Source organism: Microbacterium sp. NPDC056736 (assembly GCF_042790415.1).
Classification (GTDB): domain Bacteria; phylum Actinomycetota; class Actinomycetes; order Actinomycetales; family Microbacteriaceae; genus Microbacterium.
This window is the reverse complement of sequence record NZ_JBHTZE010000001.1, coordinates 485,538-502,101: the sequence shown is the minus strand read 5'-3', so window position 1 is coordinate 502,101 and position 16,564 is coordinate 485,538. Positions and strand designations below refer to the sequence as shown.

The 16,564-nt window shown below is 68.4% G+C and carries 18 protein-coding genes; 10 read left to right on the top strand and 8 right to left on the bottom strand.

Features of this window, described 5'->3' with window-relative positions; genetic code table 11:
• Positions 1-107: 107 nt before the first annotated feature.
• The 4 genes from ACFRAL_RS02310 to dnaA all read right to left on the bottom strand — a co-directional run bounded on the left by ACFRAL_RS02310 (position 108) and on the right by dnaA (position 4,958).
• Entirely contained in the window at positions 108-632 is a 525-nt protein-coding gene (locus ACFRAL_RS02310; RefSeq protein WP_336394006.1) for a DciA family protein, read from the bottom strand.
• On the bottom strand, positions 625-1,833 hold the full coding sequence (gene recF, locus ACFRAL_RS02305) for a DNA replication/repair protein RecF (RefSeq protein WP_336394007.1): 1,209 nt from the start codon (positions 1,831-1,833) through the stop codon (positions 625-627). The genes ACFRAL_RS02310 and recF overlap by 8 nt, the downstream gene beginning before the upstream one ends.
• Before the next feature lie 59 nt (positions 1,834-1,892).
• Positions 1,893-3,047, bottom strand: coding sequence for a DNA polymerase III subunit beta (dnaN, locus tag ACFRAL_RS02300; protein WP_336394008.1), 1,155 nt, complete (start codon positions 3,045-3,047; stop codon positions 1,893-1,895).
• Positions 3,048-3,524: 477 nt separating this feature from the next.
• On the bottom strand, positions 3,525-4,958 hold the full coding sequence (dnaA, locus tag ACFRAL_RS02295) for a chromosomal replication initiator protein DnaA (protein WP_336394009.1): 1,434 nt from the start codon (positions 4,956-4,958) through the stop codon (positions 3,525-3,527).
• 310 nt (positions 4,959-5,268) lie between these two features.
• Between dnaA and rpmH the strand changes: the two genes are divergently transcribed.
• The 9 genes from rpmH (at position 5,269) to ACFRAL_RS02250 (ending at position 12,800) form a co-directional block, all read left to right on the top strand.
• A complete protein-coding gene (gene rpmH, locus ACFRAL_RS02290) occupies positions 5,269-5,406 on the top strand; it encodes a 50S ribosomal protein L34 (protein ID WP_055952712.1) in 138 nt (45 codons plus the stop codon).
• Between the two features lie 8 nt (positions 5,407-5,414).
• Positions 5,415-5,753, top strand: coding sequence for a ribonuclease P protein component (gene rnpA / locus ACFRAL_RS02285; protein ID WP_378879306.1), 339 nt, complete (start codon positions 5,415-5,417; stop codon positions 5,751-5,753).
• Positions 5,750-6,106, top strand: coding sequence for a membrane protein insertion efficiency factor YidD (gene yidD / locus ACFRAL_RS02280; protein WP_378879303.1), 357 nt, complete (start codon positions 5,750-5,752; stop codon positions 6,104-6,106). The genes rnpA and yidD overlap by 4 nt, the downstream gene beginning before the upstream one ends.
• Before the next feature lie 8 nt (positions 6,107-6,114).
• Positions 6,115-7,251 (top strand): membrane protein insertase YidC, encoded by a 1,137-nt coding sequence (yidC, locus tag ACFRAL_RS02275; protein WP_378879300.1) that lies wholly within the window; start codon positions 6,115-6,117, stop codon positions 7,249-7,251.
• 36 nt (positions 7,252-7,287) lie between these two features.
• A complete protein-coding gene (locus ACFRAL_RS02270) occupies positions 7,288-7,806 on the top strand; it encodes a protein jag (RefSeq protein WP_378879297.1) in 519 nt (172 codons plus the stop codon).
• Between the two features lie 46 nt (positions 7,807-7,852).
• Entirely contained in the window at positions 7,853-8,476 is a 624-nt protein-coding gene (gene rsmG / locus ACFRAL_RS02265) for a 16S rRNA (guanine(527)-N(7))-methyltransferase RsmG (protein ID WP_378879294.1), read from the top strand.
• Positions 8,477-9,759: 1,283 nt separating this feature from the next.
• Positions 9,760-10,050, top strand: a complete 291-nt coding sequence (locus ACFRAL_RS02260; RefSeq protein WP_378879291.1) for a GIY-YIG nuclease family protein — start codon at positions 9,760-9,762, stop codon at positions 10,048-10,050.
• An 867-nt stretch (positions 10,051-10,917) separates the two neighbouring features.
• Entirely contained in the window at positions 10,918-11,853 is a 936-nt protein-coding gene (locus ACFRAL_RS02255; protein WP_378879288.1) for a ParA family protein, read from the top strand.
• Positions 11,853-12,800, top strand: coding sequence for a ParB/RepB/Spo0J family partition protein (locus ACFRAL_RS02250; protein WP_336394016.1), 948 nt, complete (start codon positions 11,853-11,855; stop codon positions 12,798-12,800). Before ACFRAL_RS02255 ends, ACFRAL_RS02250 begins: the two co-directional genes overlap by 1 nt.
• A 4-nt stretch (positions 12,801-12,804) precedes the next feature.
• Here the strand turns inward: ACFRAL_RS02250 and ACFRAL_RS02245 are convergent, their stop codons facing one another.
• Complete coding sequence (locus tag ACFRAL_RS02245) at positions 12,805-14,064, bottom strand: RNA polymerase sigma factor (RefSeq protein ID WP_378879284.1); 1,260 nt, start codon at positions 14,062-14,064, stop codon at positions 12,805-12,807.
• Positions 14,065-14,126: 62 nt separating this feature from the next.
• On the opposite strand from ACFRAL_RS02245, the gene ACFRAL_RS02240 reads away from it, so the two are divergent.
• Positions 14,127-14,474 (top strand): tryptophan synthase subunit alpha, encoded by a 348-nt coding sequence (locus tag ACFRAL_RS02240; protein WP_378879281.1) that lies wholly within the window; start codon positions 14,127-14,129, stop codon positions 14,472-14,474.
• Positions 14,475-14,482: 8 nt separating this feature from the next.
• On the opposite strand, the gene ACFRAL_RS02235 is transcribed toward ACFRAL_RS02240, so the two are convergent.
• The 3 genes from ACFRAL_RS02235 to trxB form a co-directional block, all read right to left on the bottom strand.
• On the bottom strand, positions 14,483-14,899 hold the full coding sequence (locus ACFRAL_RS02235; protein ID WP_378879278.1) for a YciI family protein: 417 nt from the start codon (positions 14,897-14,899) through the stop codon (positions 14,483-14,485).
• 210 nt (positions 14,900-15,109) lie between these two features.
• A complete protein-coding gene (gene trxA, locus ACFRAL_RS02230; RefSeq protein WP_336394020.1) occupies positions 15,110-15,502 on the bottom strand; it encodes a thioredoxin in 393 nt (130 codons plus the stop codon).
• 19 nt (positions 15,503-15,521) lie between these two features.
• Positions 15,522-16,508, bottom strand: coding sequence for a thioredoxin-disulfide reductase (trxB, locus tag ACFRAL_RS02225; RefSeq protein ID WP_336394021.1), 987 nt, complete (start codon positions 16,506-16,508; stop codon positions 15,522-15,524).
• Between the last annotated feature and the right edge of the window lie 56 nt (positions 16,509-16,564).

The window sequence follows — 16,564 nt, the reverse complement described above, 5'->3', positions numbered from 1 at the left end:
CAAATCCTTCGGAGGGGACCCCGACAGTCTATCGGGTAACGCCTCGATCACGACGCTCTACGCCCGTATGAGCGCATGAAATCCTTCCGGACGGCTCCTGACGTGGTTCAGCCGTAGGTATCGCGCGGACCCCGCCCTGGAATCGTTCTGGGACCCCATTTCCAGGAGGGGACGTCCGGCCCGATGAAGCGGACTGCGTCGACCCCGGCCTCGGGGAACCGCCGGACGATCTCCGAGAGGATGTGCGCGCGCATCAGCTGGAGCTGCTTCGCCCACGCCGTCGAGTCCGCCTGGACCGTCAGCGTTCCCCCCGAGAATGCGACCGGGCGGGTGTGCCGAGCGGTGTCCTCACCGGCGACCTCGGCCCAGGCGCGCACCACGTCCTCACGGGCGAGCTGGGCATCCCACCCCGCTTCGCGCGTGAGATCGGAGAGCACGTCGCCCACTCCGCGCGGGTCGCGGCCGGGAGCGAACGGCAGGTTCTCGTCGTCCTCGGTGCGCCGGCGGCGCTTGCGGTACGAACGCGCCGACGGCTCGAGGCCGCGCAGGCGCAGGTAGGTCGCGATGGTCTCGGGCAGCGCCGCGCGGTCGGCCCCCGCGCCGGATTCCGGGCCCGTCGACGGGTCAGGCATCGGCCCGCTCCTCGTCCACGCGCCCGATGATCCGTCCCGCCTCCACGCGCACCATCCGGGCGCGGAGGTTCTCGGGGACGTCTCCTTCGACGGCCGCGGTGACGACGACCTGCTCGTATCCGGCGGCCAGGTGGGCCAGACGCGCGCGGCGATCGGCGTCGAGCTCGGCGAACACGTCGTCGAGGATGAGCACCGGGTCGCCGAGCTGCGAGTCCGCTCGCAGGAGCTCGGCCGAGGCGAGGCGCAGCGACAGCGCCACCGACCACGACTCGCCGTGCGACGCGTAGCCCTTCACCGGCAGGCCGCGGATCCGCAGCAGCAGGTCGTCGCGATGCGGGCCGACGAGCGTGAGCCCGCGCTCGAGCTCGGACGTTCGCCGGGCCGAGAGCGCCAGCCGGAAGAGCTCTGCGATGCGTGCGGTAGAGGCATCCGGAGCCGGTCCTGCGCCGGACGCGCCCGACGCCGGTGCGGGCGATCCGTCGGCGTCCTCACCCGTGTCGGCGCCCGCGACCGACAGCGCCCATTCGATCTCGGGGTTGTGGTCGGCGCCGGCGATCGCGGTGTACGCGGCCGCGAGGGGCGTGGCGAGGTCGGCGGCCAGCGCCAGCCGCGCGGCGATCAGCTGAGTGCCGAGGGAGACGAGCTTGTCGTCCCACACGTCCAGCGTGGACAGGGCGTCGCCGCGGATTCCGCGCGCCCTGGCGGACTTGAGCAGCGCCGTGCGCTGCTTGAGGACCCGCTCGTAGTCCGAGATCACGCCGGCCATGCGCGGCGCGCGCTGCACGAGGAGCTGGTCGGCGAAACGACGCCGAGCTGACGGGTCGCCGCGGACGATCTGCAGATCCTCGGGCGCGAACAGCACGACCTGCGCGTAGCGCGGGAGCTCGGCCGGCTTCACCGTCGAGCCGTTGACCCGAGCCTTGTTGGAGCCCTGCCGGTTGATCTGCGCCTCCAGCTGCACGCGCCGGTCGCCGTGAGCCAGCCGGGCGCGGATGATCGCGGCATCCGCCCCATCGCGCACCATGGGCGCGTCGTTCGAGACGCGATGCGAGCCCAGCGTCGCGAAGAACCCGATCGCTTCGGCGAGGTTCGTCTTGCCCTGGCCGTTGCGGCCGACGAAGACGTTCGGACCCGGCCCGAGCTCGACGTCGGCTGCCGCATAGTTGCGGAAGTCGACCAGACTCAGGTGCTCCACGATCACCGGACAAGCCTAGTGAGCGCTGCCGACGCCCGGTCCCCGGCCGCCCGGCGGCCGCCGGGTCACCGCAGGAGCAGGTTCGGCTGCAGCAGATAGCGGAACGAGTCCGAGCCTGCCCGGTCGACCGAGGTCTGCGGCGTGATCAGCACGGGGCTGAGCTTGTTCGCGTTCTCGCTCGACGTGAACGTGATGCGGACGAACTCGCTCTTGACCGCGCCGAGCGACTCCAGCAGGTACTGGGGGTTGAGGCCGAGCGTCACGTCGTCGCCGCCCTGCAGCGTGGCGTCGACCGACTCCGTCGCACGGGCCTGCTCGGTGCCCGAGGCATCCATCGACACGCTGTCGGCCGTGAACGTGAACCGCAGCGGGGCCGAACGGTCCAGCACGAGCGACACGCGGCGCACCGCCTCGGCGAGCTCGGCCGTGTTGACCACCGCGTGGTGATCGGTCTGCTCGGGGAAGAGGCGCCGCACCGGCGGGAAGTTGCCCTTGATCAGCAGCGAGGTCACCGTCTTGTTGCCGGCGGTGAAGGCGATGATCTCGCGGTCGCCCGACCCCGAGAACGCGATCGAGATGTCGCCGCCGTGCGCGAACGTCTTGCCGACCTCGGTGAGCGTGCGGGCGGGGACGAGCGCCGTCGTCGCCTCCTCACTCGCGGTGGAGCCGCCGTCCCACGGGATTTCGCGCAGCGCGACGCGGTAGCGGTCGGTGGCGACGAGGCTGAGGCTGGTGCCCGACACCTCCAGCTGCACACCGGTCAGCACCGGGGTGACGTCGTCGCGGGACGCCGCGAAGGCGACCTGCGAGATCGCGGTGGCGAAGTCCTCCGACGGCACGAGACCCGAGTCGCCCGAGACCTCCGGGATCGCGGGGTACTCCTGCACCGGCATGGATGCGAGCGTGAAGCGCGCCGACCCGCATGTCAGCAGGATGCCGCCGTCCTGATCGACCTCGATCTGGATGGGGGCGTTCGGCAGGCGGCTGGCGATGTCCGACAGCAGGCGGCCGTGCACCAGGATCGTGCCCGGCTCGTCGACGGTGGCCTCGATGGTCGTGCGTGCCGAGGCCTCGTAGTCGAATGCCGCGAGCGAGAGACCCGCATCGGATGCCTCGATCAGCACGCCCGCCAGGATCGGCTGGGGGTTGCGCTGCGGCAGAAGCTTGACGACGAACGACACGGCTTCGCTGAACACATCGCGATTGACGTGGAACTTCACGAACGCTCCCTCTGCAGCGGACCCGCAGGCTACGGGCTCGGGGTACTCATGCTAGTGCCAGCACCGGCGATTGCCAGTCCGGGTCTGTCCGAGCCCTTGTCCACAGTGAAGGTCATCGGACGGGATTCATCAGAGAGATTTCTTGTCATGGTGTTAACGGCTGTGGAAACTGTGGAGAACGTCCGACTCGCCAGTCGGCACACGGAAACCACAAGAGTGTGAGTTGTGGAGCGGCTGCGGACGGACTTCGGGACGACGGATGCCGCGGCCGCCGGCATCCCCCATTCATCCACAGGCATCCCACCGGTGTGCACAGGCGTTTCCGCAGGCTTCGAGAGTTATCCACAGGTTTTCCACACTGTGAAGAACCGGATGATCGCGCTCCCTCGGCCCCGATGTCAAGAACTTCTTCCGGCATATGCGCAAGCGGGCCCCCGACTGCGCATCGGGGGCCCGCTCCGTGGCTGGGAGGGGTCGTCAGCGGCCGTTCCGACCGAGCTGAGCGGTGATCTCCGTGACCTGGTTGTAGATCGAGCGGCGCTCCTTCATGAGCTCGCTGATCTTCTTGTAGGCGTACATCACGGTGGTGTGGTCGCGGTTGCCGAACAGCTGCCCGATCTTCGGCAGCGACAGGCTCGTGCGCTCACGGCACAGATACATCGCGATCTGGCGGGCCTGCGCGACCTGCTGCGAGCGGCTCGAGCCGTAGAGGTCGTCGACGGTGAGCTTGAAGTACGCGGCGGTCGCCGTGATGATGTCGGTCGGCGAGACCACGTTCGCGTCGTCCTGGTCGACGATGTCCCGCAGCACGGTCTGGGCGAGCGACATGTCGAGCGTGGAGCGGTTGAGGCTCGCGAACGCCGACACGCGGATCAGGGCGCCCTCGAGCTCGCGGATGTTGCTGGAGACGACGGTGGCGATGTACTCCAGCACCTCGTCGGGGATGTGCAGCCGCTCGGACTGCGCCTTCTTGCGGAGGATCGCGATGCGCGTCTCGAGGTCGGGTGCCTGCACGTCGGTGATGAGACCCCACTCGAAACGGCTGCGCATGCGGTCCTCGAACCCGGTCAGGTGCTTCGGCGGGACGTCGCTCGTGATCACGACCTGCTTGTCGTGGTCGTGCAGCTGGTTGAACGTGTGGAAGAAGGCCTCCTGCGTCTCGGCGCGGCCCTGCAGGAACTGGATGTCGTCGATCAGCAGGATGTCGACATCGCGGTACCGGGCCTGGAACGCCGAGCCGCGGTTGTTGGCGATCGAGTTGATGAAGTCGTTGGTGAACTCCTCGCTCGACACGTACCTCACGCGGATTCCGGCATAGAGGCTGAGCGCGTAGTCGCCGATGGCGTGCAGGAGGTGCGTCTTGCCCAGTCCGGAGTCCCCGTAGATGAAGAGCGGGTTGTACGCCTTCGCGGGAGCCTCGGCCACCGCGACCGCCGCGGCATGCGCGAAGCGGTTGGATTGGCCGATGACGAAGTTGTCGAACGTGTACTTCGGGTTGAGCCGGGTGTCATTGCGGGAGGTGGATGCCGCGTCCGCCGGCTCCTCGAGCGGTGGGCGTCCCACTTGCGGCGCGGCGGGCGGCGAGACGACGCTGGACTGAAGCGGGATCGGCGCGGTCAGGTGCGCGTCCGCGAGGTCGGGATTGACGACGACCCGGAAGTTCGACGCCGGGTCCTGGACGTCCTCGGCCACGCGGGTCAGCGCCTCGAGGATCGGCGCCCGCATGCGCTTGGTGAACTGCGCCGCGGTGAGGTCGTTCGGCACGTCGAGATAGAGGGTGCCGCCCATGACGCCCTGCGGCACGGCCAGGCTGATGAAGCCATGCAGCTGCGGGGTGATGCGATCGTCTCGCACGAGTTCGTCCAGGACGGCGGTCCAGACAGGAACATCTGGAACTTCGTGCGATGACATGGCCCCCCCGGGTTGTTGACGATTCCACCCGATGCCGCGGAAACGTCGGTCCGAGCCTGTGGATAACTGCCGGAGCCACGCTAGTCAGCGGGCGTCCCGTGAGCAAACTCCACTGTAGATCCGGCCTGCGTGTCGGTGCCAGGGTCCCGCCGTCACCGGGGGCATAATGACACGTTCCCCTCTCGGTTTGAGTTCTCGGGCGTCTCGACGTAGCCTTGATCGGTTGACTTATGCCCCCGTGGCAGTCGCCCCTGTACACACGTCCCCGGTCTCGAGCGTCCCGGTGACACCTGATCGGAAGTAGTTCCTCATGAGCAAGCGCACCTTCCAGCCCAACAACCGCCGCCGCGCCAAGAAGCACGGCTTCCGCGCCCGCATGCGCACGCGCGCCGGCCGCGGCATCCTTTCGGCTCGTCGCGCCAAGGGGCGCACCGAGCTCTCGGCCTGAGCCGAGCGGTGCTCGCGAGGCCGAACCGACTCACCCGCGGAGCGGATTACAAGGCCGTCGTCCGTAGGGGTCGTCGGTGTGCCGAAGCGCACACCGTCACCTATGTCAGCCGCGTCGTGACCGATGGTCCGGCGCGGTTCGGCTTCATCGTCAGCCGCCAGGTCGGCGGCGCCGTGATGCGCAACACCGTCCGGCGCCGGCTGAAGGCGCTGTGCTTCGAGTCCCTCGGCTCGGTCGCGCCCGGAAGCGACGTCGTGATCCGCGCCCTGCCGAGTGCGGCGTCGGCGTCGTTCGCCGAGCTGCGCACCGACGTGACGAAGTGCCTCCCGCGGAGCGCCGCCGCATGAGCGTGCTCCCGGCCTATGCACTCGGAAACGCCCGGTTCGAGGCATCCGATTCCCTGCGCAGCATCCCGCTGCTCCCCCGCAACGCGGTCCTCGCGCTGCTCCACGGTTACCGCGCCACGATCTCGCACACCTACGGCGACGTCTGCAAGTACTACCCGTCGTGTTCGGCGTACGCCGTCGGCGCGGTGCAGCAGCACGGCGCGGTCGTCGGGTCGGCCATGACTGCCGCCCGCATCGCGCGCTGCCACCCGTGGGCGGCCGGCGGCGTCGATGACGTGCCCCCGCACAAGAACTTCCGGCACGCGCTGACCCCTCACGGGTTCGTCGTGCCCGCCCCCACCGGAAAGGACTGATCCGCCGCATGGATCTCTTGCTGGCCTCCACCCCCGCGCCCGAACAGACCGGCGGAGGATTCGACCTGTTCGGGATCATCCTGTGGCCGCTGAAGTGGGCGGTCGAGGCCGTGCTGGTCTTCTGGCACTGGCTGTTCACCGCGATCGGTCTGCCGCCGGCAGACGGCATCACGTGGGTGCTGTCGATCGTCGGCCTCGTGATCGTCGTCCGCTCGGCGATGATCCCGCTGTTCGTGCGGCAGATCAAGAGCCAGCGAAAGATGATGGAAATCGCTCCTGAACTGCGAAAAGTTCAGGAGAAGTACAAGGGCAAGCGTGATCAGCTCTCCCGCGAGGCGATGAGCCGCGAGACGATGGCGCTGTACAAGAAGCACGGCACCACGCCCGTCTCCTCGTGCCTGCCGCTGCTCGTGCAGATGCCGGTGTTCTTCGCGTTGTTCAGCGTGCTCAACGACGTGACCCGCCACTACAACGCCGGCGTCGGCGGTGTCGGGCTGCTCAACGCCGAGCTCACCGCGGAGTTCTACAACGCGAAGCTCTTCGGCGTCGCCTCGCTGCACGAGACGCTCATCGACGCGATCAACACCGGCAACACCCCCGCGATCCTCATCCTTCTCACGCTCGTCGTGCTGATGATCGTCTCGCAGTTCTTCACGCAGCTGCAGATCATCTCGAAGAACCTGTCTCCCGAGGCCAAGACCGGCCAGGCGTACCAGATGCAGAAGATCATGCTGTACGTCCTGCCCTTCGCCTTCGTCTTCTCGGGTGTCTTCTTCCCGCTGGGTGTCGTCATCTACTGGTTCGTGTCGAACCTGTGGACGATGGGCCAGCAGTTCCTGGTCATCCGTGAGATGCCCACGCCCGGATCGGACGCGGCCAAGGAGCGCGAGGAGCGCCTCGCTCGCAAGGGCAAGGCGATCGACGCGTCGGGCAAGGTCGTGCCGATGGAGAAGTACCAGGCCGAGCAGCAGCGTCTGTTCGAAGAGGCCGAGCGCGCCAAGGCCGCGGCGCCCAAGCGTCAGCAGCCCGTCAGCAAGCAGCGCGCGAAGAAGCAGGCGCAGAAGCAGCCGGGTGCCAAGCCGGGCGGCGGCAAGCCGGCGGATGAGACGGATGCCGGTGCCCCCGGCCCGCGTCCGGCATCCTGAGTCCCCTTTCGACCCGCTCCCCCGAGGAATCCCGTCATGACCACGTCTCCTGACTTCGCCGCTACCGACGCTCGCGACGAGCGCGTTCCGGCGACCGTCGCCCAGCTCGAGGAGGAAGGCGACATCGCCGCCGACTTCATCGAGGGCCTGCTCGACATCGCCGACATCGACGGCGACCTGGATCTCGACGTCCGCGCCGGGCGGGCGTACGTGTCGGTGGAGGCTCCCGCCGGCGGCTCGGTGGCGCTCATCGCGGCACCCGACACCGTGCAGGCCCTTCAGGAGTTGACGCGGATCGCCGTGCAGAGCCGCACCGGGCGGTTCTCGCGGCTGATCCTCGATGTCGGCGGGTCCCGCGACGCGCGGCAGCACGAGCTCGCCACGCTCGTCGACCGTGCGATCGCCCGACTGGACGAGGGCGCGTCGCAGGCTTCGCTTCCGGCGATGTCGAGCTACGAGCGCAAGGTGGTCCACGACATCGTCGCCGAGCGAGGTTTCGTCTCCGAGTCGTACGGCGAGGGCGCCGATCGTCACACCGTGATCCGGCGCGGCTGAGCGCCGACGTTTCACGTGAAACACTGCCCGGCCTGTCGGAGTGACCATGATCGAGATCGAGCAAGAGCCCGCCGCAGCTGCCGAGATCTTCGGCGACCGGATCGAGGTCGCGCGGCGTTTCACGGAGGCCCTCGGCCGTCACGGCGAGGAGCGCGGGCTCATCGGTCCGCTCGAACCGCCGCGCCTGTGGTCCAGGCACATCCTCAACAGCGCCGTCATCGCTCCCCTGTTCCACGGGCGGGTCGGCGACGTCGGCTCTGGCGCCGGGTTGCCCGGTCTGGTGCTGGCGATCGCTCGCCCCGACGTGGAGTGGGTGCTGATCGAGCCGATGGAACGCCGCGTCGCGTGGCTGTCGGAGCAGGTCGAGGCGCTGGAGCTCGAGAACGTTGAGGTGCTACGGGCTCGCGCGGAGGACTGGAAGCGCGGTCCGGTGCTGGACGCTGTCACCGCACGTGCGGTCAGCGCGCTGCGCACCCTGGTGCCGATCACCGCTCCCCTGGTGCGTAACGGTGGCGAACTGATCCTCCTCAAGGGCACGAGCGCCGCGAACGAGATCGAGGCCGCTGACAAACAGCTCCGCAAGTTCAGGCTGACGAACGCCCGCGTCGAGATCGTGGGCGAGGGCCTTCTCCCCGAACCCTCCCGGGTGATCCGAGCCACCGTCCGCTGACCGTATCTCCGCGGTACGTTTCACGTGAAACATCGCTCGTGGTCCGCGCCGCTCGTCCCGTAGCGCGCCCCGGCGACCGCATCTCCCCGCCTTCTCATTCCCCGCCGGTCGAGTGGCGAGGTACGAGCGTATCGAGACCCGCGTCCGGCCCTCGCCGGTCGAGTAGCGAGGTACGAGCGTATCGAGACCCGGGTTCGGCCCTCGCCGGTCGAGTAGCGAGGCCTGAGCGTATCGAGACCCGGGTCGCCCCCGTTCACTTGCCGGTCGAGTAGCGAGGTACGAGCGTATCGAGACCCGGGTCGCCCCCGTTCACTTGCCGGTCGAGTAGCGCGTACGAGCGTATCGAGACCTACTGGCCACGGACCGCACAACCTTCTGATCGCGCCCGTCGACCACCGAGGCCCGCTATCGATACCTGTGCCGATCTTCCGGTCCCGCACTCGGACCTCACCGCGCCCGAGCCTTCTGCGCCGCCGAGCTCCATGCACTTCCGGTCCGCATCGCGCGGTCTCAGCGGATGTGGTGCCGCAGCTTCAGTCCTACCCCGCACTCGCCGGCCGAGTATCGAGGCACGAGTGTATCGAGACCTGTTCACAGTCCGCGGTGGGCCGAGGAGGAGTTCGCGCGCATGGCGGGTAGAACGTGCGTACGGCTCGCTTCAGCGCTGCGACACCCTGCACTCGCCGGTCGAGTAGCGAGGGACGAGCGTATCGAGACCACCACCTGTTCGTCGGCCAGTCACCGACTCGAAGACCGCATACTCGGGGCTGGCCGTGGCCTGTCAATGTCGATCGCGTGAGATTCTGCACAGAGCGGCTGCCGCGCCTGCGGGCTGATTTCGCCCTAAACCCTCGGGCCCCTTGCTCGCCCAAACCATGCCGCCTGGGAATGGCGGCGACGTGCGGCGACGTTTCACGTGAAACATCCACGTACTCACTTCACGTGGGCAAATAATGAGAGAGCCAGCCCACCGGGCCGTTTCACGTGAAACATAGCCGCGGTGCTTCAGTCGGCGTCCGGGCAACCATGCGACCGGCGCGACTCGAAACGCGCCGACTTCTTGGGGAAGCCGTCGTGTGCGCGACTGATCCCCAACGGGACGGCGCTGGCTCAGCGCCGGGGGATGCAAGGTGTGGTGGGAGAGCTGACAGCCTCTTCGCGACGGGGGCGGATGGCATCCTGGACCGCGTCGCCGCTCCTCCCCAGCACGGAGCCGCCCGCGTTGACTCCACAGCCCGTACGACGCGAGCCGTCGTCTCGAGCCAAGTCGCAACGATAGCCCGATGGCCTACATGTACATTCTCCAATGCACCGACGGCTCCCTCTACGTGGGGAGCACCCTGAACCTCGAGCACCGAATCGCTCAGCACAACGAGGGTGAAGGGGCTGAATACACCAAGACGCGTCTCCCTGTGCATCTCCTCTACTTCGAACAGTTCGATCGGGTCGACGACGCCTACCGACGGGAGAAGCAGGTGCAAGGGGTGGAGCCGAGCCAAGCGCATCGCGTTGGCCACCGGGCACCTGGAGTCGCTGCCGGCGCTCAGCAAGAAGCGGTTCGTGGACACATCTGAAGGCTGAGTGCGGATGCGGAGTGTGAGTTGTTTCACGTGAAACATCGGGATCGAGAACACGACTCCGATCTTCCACCCCGCCGGTCGAGTAGCGAGGTACGAGCGTATCGAGACCACGCGCTGGGTATCCCCGCTCCCCCTGACCGATCGGGAGGTCTCGGCACACGTGGTCGCGCTGCAGATGCAGCGGGCCCAGCTCGGCGCCGTGTTGCCGCACGGAGCGGACGGGATCCGCTCCGGTCTCGATGCGTTCCTCCGCTGCTCGACCGGTCGGGCGCGGATCTTGAGAGGGCTACGGTCCCGGCCGGCTGATTCCTCCGGTTGGTGTGGCTTGTGGCCCGCGACGGGGTGGTGCCGAAGGCGCCGACCGGCGGGATGTAGCGTTGGGGTCTCGATACGCTCGTTCCTCGCTACTCGACCGGCGGTCTCGGTATGGTCTGCACCATTCCGGGGTCGGGGGTCTCGATACGCTCGTTCCTCGCTACTCGACCGGCGGTCTCGGTATGGTCTGCACCATTCCGGGGTCGGGGGGTCTCGATACGCTCGTTCCTCGCTACTCGACCGGCGGGGGAAGAGTTGAGGGTCTCGATACGCTCGTTCCTCGCTACTCGACTGGCGGTCTCGGTATGGTCTGCACCATTCCGGGGTCGGGGGTCTCGATACGCTCGTTCCTCGCTACTCGACCGGCGGGGGGCGGGTGGGTCTCGATACGCTCGGTCCTCGCTGCTCGACGGGCGAAGGCGGTGTTTCACGTGAAACATCGGGGAGCGAAGGCGCAGGAAGGGGACGTCGCGGAAGGCGGCGGGGGTGGCTCGGGATAGAGTGGAAGGCGTTGTTCACCGGCTCGCGAAAGGGAGAGTGTTTCACGTGAAACAGCCCGACGAGACCGAAGCTCCGGCATCCTTCTCGTTCGACGACTCACCGATCGCCCGGGAAATCGCAGATCTCTCCGCTCGCCGGAAGGTCCTGGAAGCAACAGACGTCCAACTCTCCGGCCGCACCCGCGTGCTGACGGTGTCGAACCAGAAGGGCGGCGTGGGAAAGACCACGACCACCGTCAATCTCGCCGCCGCACTCGCCGACCGAGGCGCACGCGTGCTCGTGATCGACCTCGATCCGCAAGGAAACGCCTCCACGGCTCTCGGCGTTCCGCACACCGCTGAGACGCCCAGCGTGTACGACGTGCTGATCGACGAGTTCCCGCTCGCCGACATCGTGCAGGTCAGCCCTGAGTCGCCGAACCTGCTGTGCGCCCCGAGCACCATCCATCTCGCCGGCGCAGAGATCGAGCTCGTCTCGCAGGTCGCCCGCGAGCACCGGCTGCGCACGGCCGTCGAGGAGTACCTCGATACCCTCCAGGAGCGCCTCGACTTCATCCTCATCGACTGCCCCCCGTCGCTGGGACTGCTCACGATCAACGCCTTCACCGCCGCCGGCGAGCTGCTGATCCCGATCCAGTGCGAGTACTACGCGCTGGAGGGACTCAGCCAGCTGCTCGGCACCGTGCGAATGATCCAGAAGCACCTGAACCCGCGGCTGCATCTGTCGACGATCATGCTCACCATGTACGACGGCCGCACCCGCCTCGCCCAACAGGTCGCCGACGAGGTGCGTCAGCACTTCCCCCGCGAAGTGCTGCAAACCGTCATCCCCCGCTCCGTACGCGTCTCCGAGGCGCCGAGCTTCGGTCAGACCGTCATCGCCTACGACGGTCAGTCCGCCGGCGCGATCGCGTACCGTGAAGCGGCCGTGGAGATCATCCGGCGCGACAGCGCCTCGAACGAGGAAGAAGAGGACGCCTGATGGCTGCGAAGCGCACGGGACTCGGACGTGGAATCGGTGCACTGATCCCGACCAACGAGCAGGTCGAGGAGCGCCCCGCGGACGTGTTCTTCCCCCGGCCCGTCGCGGTCGAGGAGATCGAGGAAGACCTGGTCGACGTGCCGGGCGCACGCCTCGCGCACATCGACCCGCACGCGATCGTTCCCAACCCGCGCCAGCCCCGCACCAACTTCGACCCCCAGCACTTCGCCGAGCTCGTCCACAGTGTCCGTGAGTTCGGCGTGCTCCAGCCCGTCGTCGTGCGCACCAACGAAAACGGCGAGTACGAGCTCATCATGGGTGAGCGCCGCACCCGTGCCGCGCGCGAGGCGGGACTGACGTCGATCCCCGCGATCGTCCGCGACACGGCCGACGAGCACCTCCTGCGCGACGCGCTCCTCGAGAACCTGCACCGCTCCGAGCTCAACCCCCTCGAAGAGGCGTCGGCGTATCAGCAGCTGCTCGAGGACTTCGGCATCACCCAGGAGGAGCTGGCGACCCGCATCGGGCGTTCGCGTCCTCAGATCAGCAACACGATCCGCCTGCTCAAGCTGCCGATGCCGGTGCAGCAGCGGGTCGCCGCCGGTGTCCTCACCGCCGGCCACGCGCGCGCCATCCTCTCGCTCGAGGACCCGGCGTCGATGCAGCGTCTCGCCGACAAGATCGTGAACGAGGACCTCTCGGTGCGTGCCGCCGAGGCCGCCGCGAAGCTTCCGGATGCCTCCCCCACGCGCGCGGTGAAACCTCAGGCCGGCTCCCGCCGTGCGCACCTCGACGACGTCGCCGAGCGGCTCGGTGACCGCCTCAACACCCGCGTCAAGATCTCGCTGACCGCCAAGAAAGGCCAGATCAACATCGATTTCGCGAGCATTCAGGATCTGAACCGCATCCTGGCCGAGCTCGGCGAGACGGGATACGGCGACAACTGACGCCTCACGCGCCGAGCGCGGCGGCCCGGCGTCGCAGCAGAGCGGCCTCGGCGTCGTTGCCCGGAAGGCCGGCGGCGTCCAGGAACGCGGCGGCCGCGGCGTCCGGTCGTCCTATCCGCTCGAGAAGCTCGGCCCGCACCGCCGCGAACGGGCGGAAGCCGGCCAGCTCCGGCTCGAGGGCGTCCACGGCGGCCAGGGCCTGCTCTGGACCCTCGACCATCGAGAGGGCGACGGCGCGGTTGAGCCGCACGACGGCTGACGGCGCCAGCGCGGCGAGTGCGTCATAGAGGCGGAGAATCCGGTCCCAGTCCGTGTCGGCGAAGGTCGGCGCCACCGCATGGCACTGGGCGATGAGGGCCTGGACGCCGTAGTAGCCGAGTCCGCGGGGGGCGGCATCCGCTCTTCTCATCGCGTCGTTGCCCCGGCCGATCGCCGACCGGTCCCAACGGCGCCGGTCCTGGTCCTCGAGGGTGACCGGAAGGCCGTCGGCGCCGACCCGCGCGGCGAACCGCGACGACTGAAATTCCATCAGCGCGATGAGCGACCAGATCTCGGGCTCGCCCGGCATGAGCGCGGCGAGCTGCCGTCCCAGGCGCACGGCTTCTCGGGCGACGTCGGGGCGGATGTGCCCCTCCCCGTCCGCGGCGGCATAGCCCTCGGTGAACAGCAGATAGATCACCTGCAGCACGCTCGCCAGCCGTGCCGGGCGCTCGGCGCGATCCGGAACCTCGAACGGCACGTGCTCCGCGGCGAGCGATCGCTTCGCGCGCACGATGCGCTGCTGCACGGTGGGCACGCTCATGAGCAGGGCGCGGGCGATCTGCTCGGTGGTCAACCCGGCCACCGTGCGCAGGGTCAGGGCGAGCCGGGTCTGAGCGGGCAGGATCGGATGACACGCCACGAAGACGAGGCGCAGTACGTCGTCGTCGATGGCGTCGGGGTCGGCCTGGTCCGGCACCGGGTCCGCGGACTCCGCGACGATCGCGTCGGTGACGAAGAGCGGCTCGCGCTGGGCCAGGCGCTCCCGGCGACGCCAGCCGTCGATCGCGCGCCGCTTGGCGACGGACATGAGCCAGGCTCCGGGGTTGTCGGGGATGCCGCTGCTCGACCATGCCGCGAGCGCCTCGACGAGCGCCTCCTGGGCCAGGTCCTCCGCCCAGGCGAAGTCGCCGGTGTGCCGGGTGAGAGCTGCCACGATGCGGGCGGACTGCGCGCGCCACACTGCCTCGACCGCCCGGCGCGCGTGCTCGTCGTGGTCGGTCATGCTGTCAGCGTAAGCGAGGCGGAATGAGCCACGGCGTCGGCCGGGCAACGTACCCTTGACGGGTGGCCCACAACGAGCAGACCCCGCGCCGGCGCGCGAGCCTCGAGCTCCTGCGCGCCGAGGCGGCCGACGAGCTGTCGGTGCTGGTCACCGAGCGGCTGCGCGCGGGAGAAGATCCGTGGGACTTCATGGACGAGCTTCCGACCGTGGATGAGCTGGTTGTCCTCATCCTGCGTGCCGAGAACATCGCCGCGAACGGCGGCGCTCTGCCGAACGCGAGCCGGCACTACCGGGTGCTGCGCCAGATCTCGCTGGACTACCCGCCGCTGACGCGCGCCGTGTGGAGGCTCCTCGGGGACACCGAGACGCACCGCCGCTGGGACGCGACGGTGCGTGCCGACGCACACTGAGGGCCGCATCAGGAGTTGGCGGCGCGCCACTCCTGCTCCTTCGCGACCCACTCGTCGCTCTGGTCGAAGTCGCTGATCTCGTTGACGCGACGAACCTCCAGTGACGTGCCGGGGCCCAGGGGGCACTTGCGCGCCCAGTGCTCCGCTTCTTCGCGCGACGCGACCTCGAGGATCCAGAACCCGGTGAAGACCTCGCGAGCCTCTGCGAAGGGTCCGTCGGTGACCACGGGAGGGACGGAGTCGAAGTCCACACGGAAGCCTTCCGCGGCATCGGAAAGGCCCTCCGCGCTGAGGAAGACGCCCGCCTTCTGCAGTTCCTCGTTGTACGCGCCCATGGCGGCGTAGACGGCCGCCATGTCGGTCGTGGTGGGGTCGAAGGCGGCAGCGGCCGCGGCGTCGACGTTCATGATGAGCATGTATCGCATGGGTGTTCCTCTCGTAGGGGCTGATCGCCCGTTCGGGGGCCCTTGTGGGCTTCACCTGGTACGTCGAACGATCGGGGCCCCGATCGACATCCGCCGAGAAGATCTTTCCAGAGTCAACGGATTCCGAAAACGGAATATGACGGAGAACCGCATGAGACGACGAAACCCCGCCGGCCGGAGCCGACGGGGTCTCGTGAAATCAGCGGGGACTCAGCCGATGTACGCGGCGAGGTCCTGCTCGAGGGCGAACTTGGGCTTGGCGCCGATGATCGTGGTCTCGACCTGGCCCTTGTTGAACACCTTCATCGCGGGGATCGACGTGATCTGGTACTTCATCGCGAGATCGGGGTTCTCGTCCACGTTCAGCTTGAGGATCGTGATCTTGCCGGGGTGCTCCGACTGGATCTGGTCGAGGACGGGCGAGACCATGCGGCACGGCCCGCACCACTCGGCCCAGAAGTCGACGAGCACCGGGCCGTCAGCCTGGAGCACGTCCTGCTCGAACGTGGCGGAGGTGGTCGCCTTGGCGGTCATCTGATTCTCTCCTTCGGTGGAAGTCTTCGTGAGGGGTTGAACGTGGTCCGCGGCGGGATTGTTCCCCACGTGCCGCGGACTCCCAGGTTCAGACGGGGGTCACCTCGGGCAGCCCCGCGATCTGGTCGCCGTGCGCGTCGGGCTCCCCCGCCTCGCCGAGAGCGGCGAGGTAGTGCTCGAGGTCGAGGGCCGCGACCGTGCCGCTGCCCGCCGCGGTGACGGCCTGCCGGTAGGTGGGGTCGATGACGTCGCCGGCGGCGAAGACGCCCGGCACCGACGTGCGCGACGAGCGCCCGTCGACCCAGACCGTGCCCTCCGGGGTCAGCTCCAGCTTGCCGTGCACGAGGTGCGTGCGGGGGTCGTAGCCGATCGCGACGAAGACGCCGTCCAGCGGCAGCTCGCGCGTGGAGCCGTCGACCGTGTCCTGCAGCACGACGCCGCTGACCGCCTCGTCGCCCAGGATGTCGACGACCTCGGCGTTCCAGATGAACTCGATCTTCTCGTTCTTGAACGCGCGGTCCTGCATGATCTTGGACGCGCGCAGCTCGTCGCGGCGGTGGATGACGTACACCTTCGATGCGAACTTGGTGAGGAAGGTGGCCTCCTCCATCGCGGAGTCGCCGCCGCCCACCACGGCGATCACACGCTCGCGGAAGAAGAAGCCGTCGCACGTGGCGCAGTACGAGACGCCGCGACCCGACAGGCGGGTCTCACCCTCGATGCCGATCTTCCGCGGGGCGGAGCCGGTCGCGAAGATCACGGAGTCGGCCTCGTGCGTGGCGCCGCTGCCGAGGGTGATCTTCTTGACCGCGCCGTCGACGTCGAGCGAGACGACGTCGTCGTACAGCACCTCGGCGCCGAACTTCTCGGCCTGCTCCTGCATCTTCGCCATCAGGTCGGGACCCATGATCCCCTCGGGGAATCCCGGGAAGTTCTCCACCTCGGTGGTGTTCATCAGCTCGCCGCCGGCCTCGACCGAGCTCGCCACGACGAGCGGGCTCAGATTCGCCCGGGCGGCGTAGATGGCGGCGGTGTAGCCCGCGGGGCCCGAACCGATGATGATGACCTGACGCACGTGCGCACCTTTCCTCGTGGAACCCCGGGCTCCCGTCGACGGAGCGGGGCTTCCGG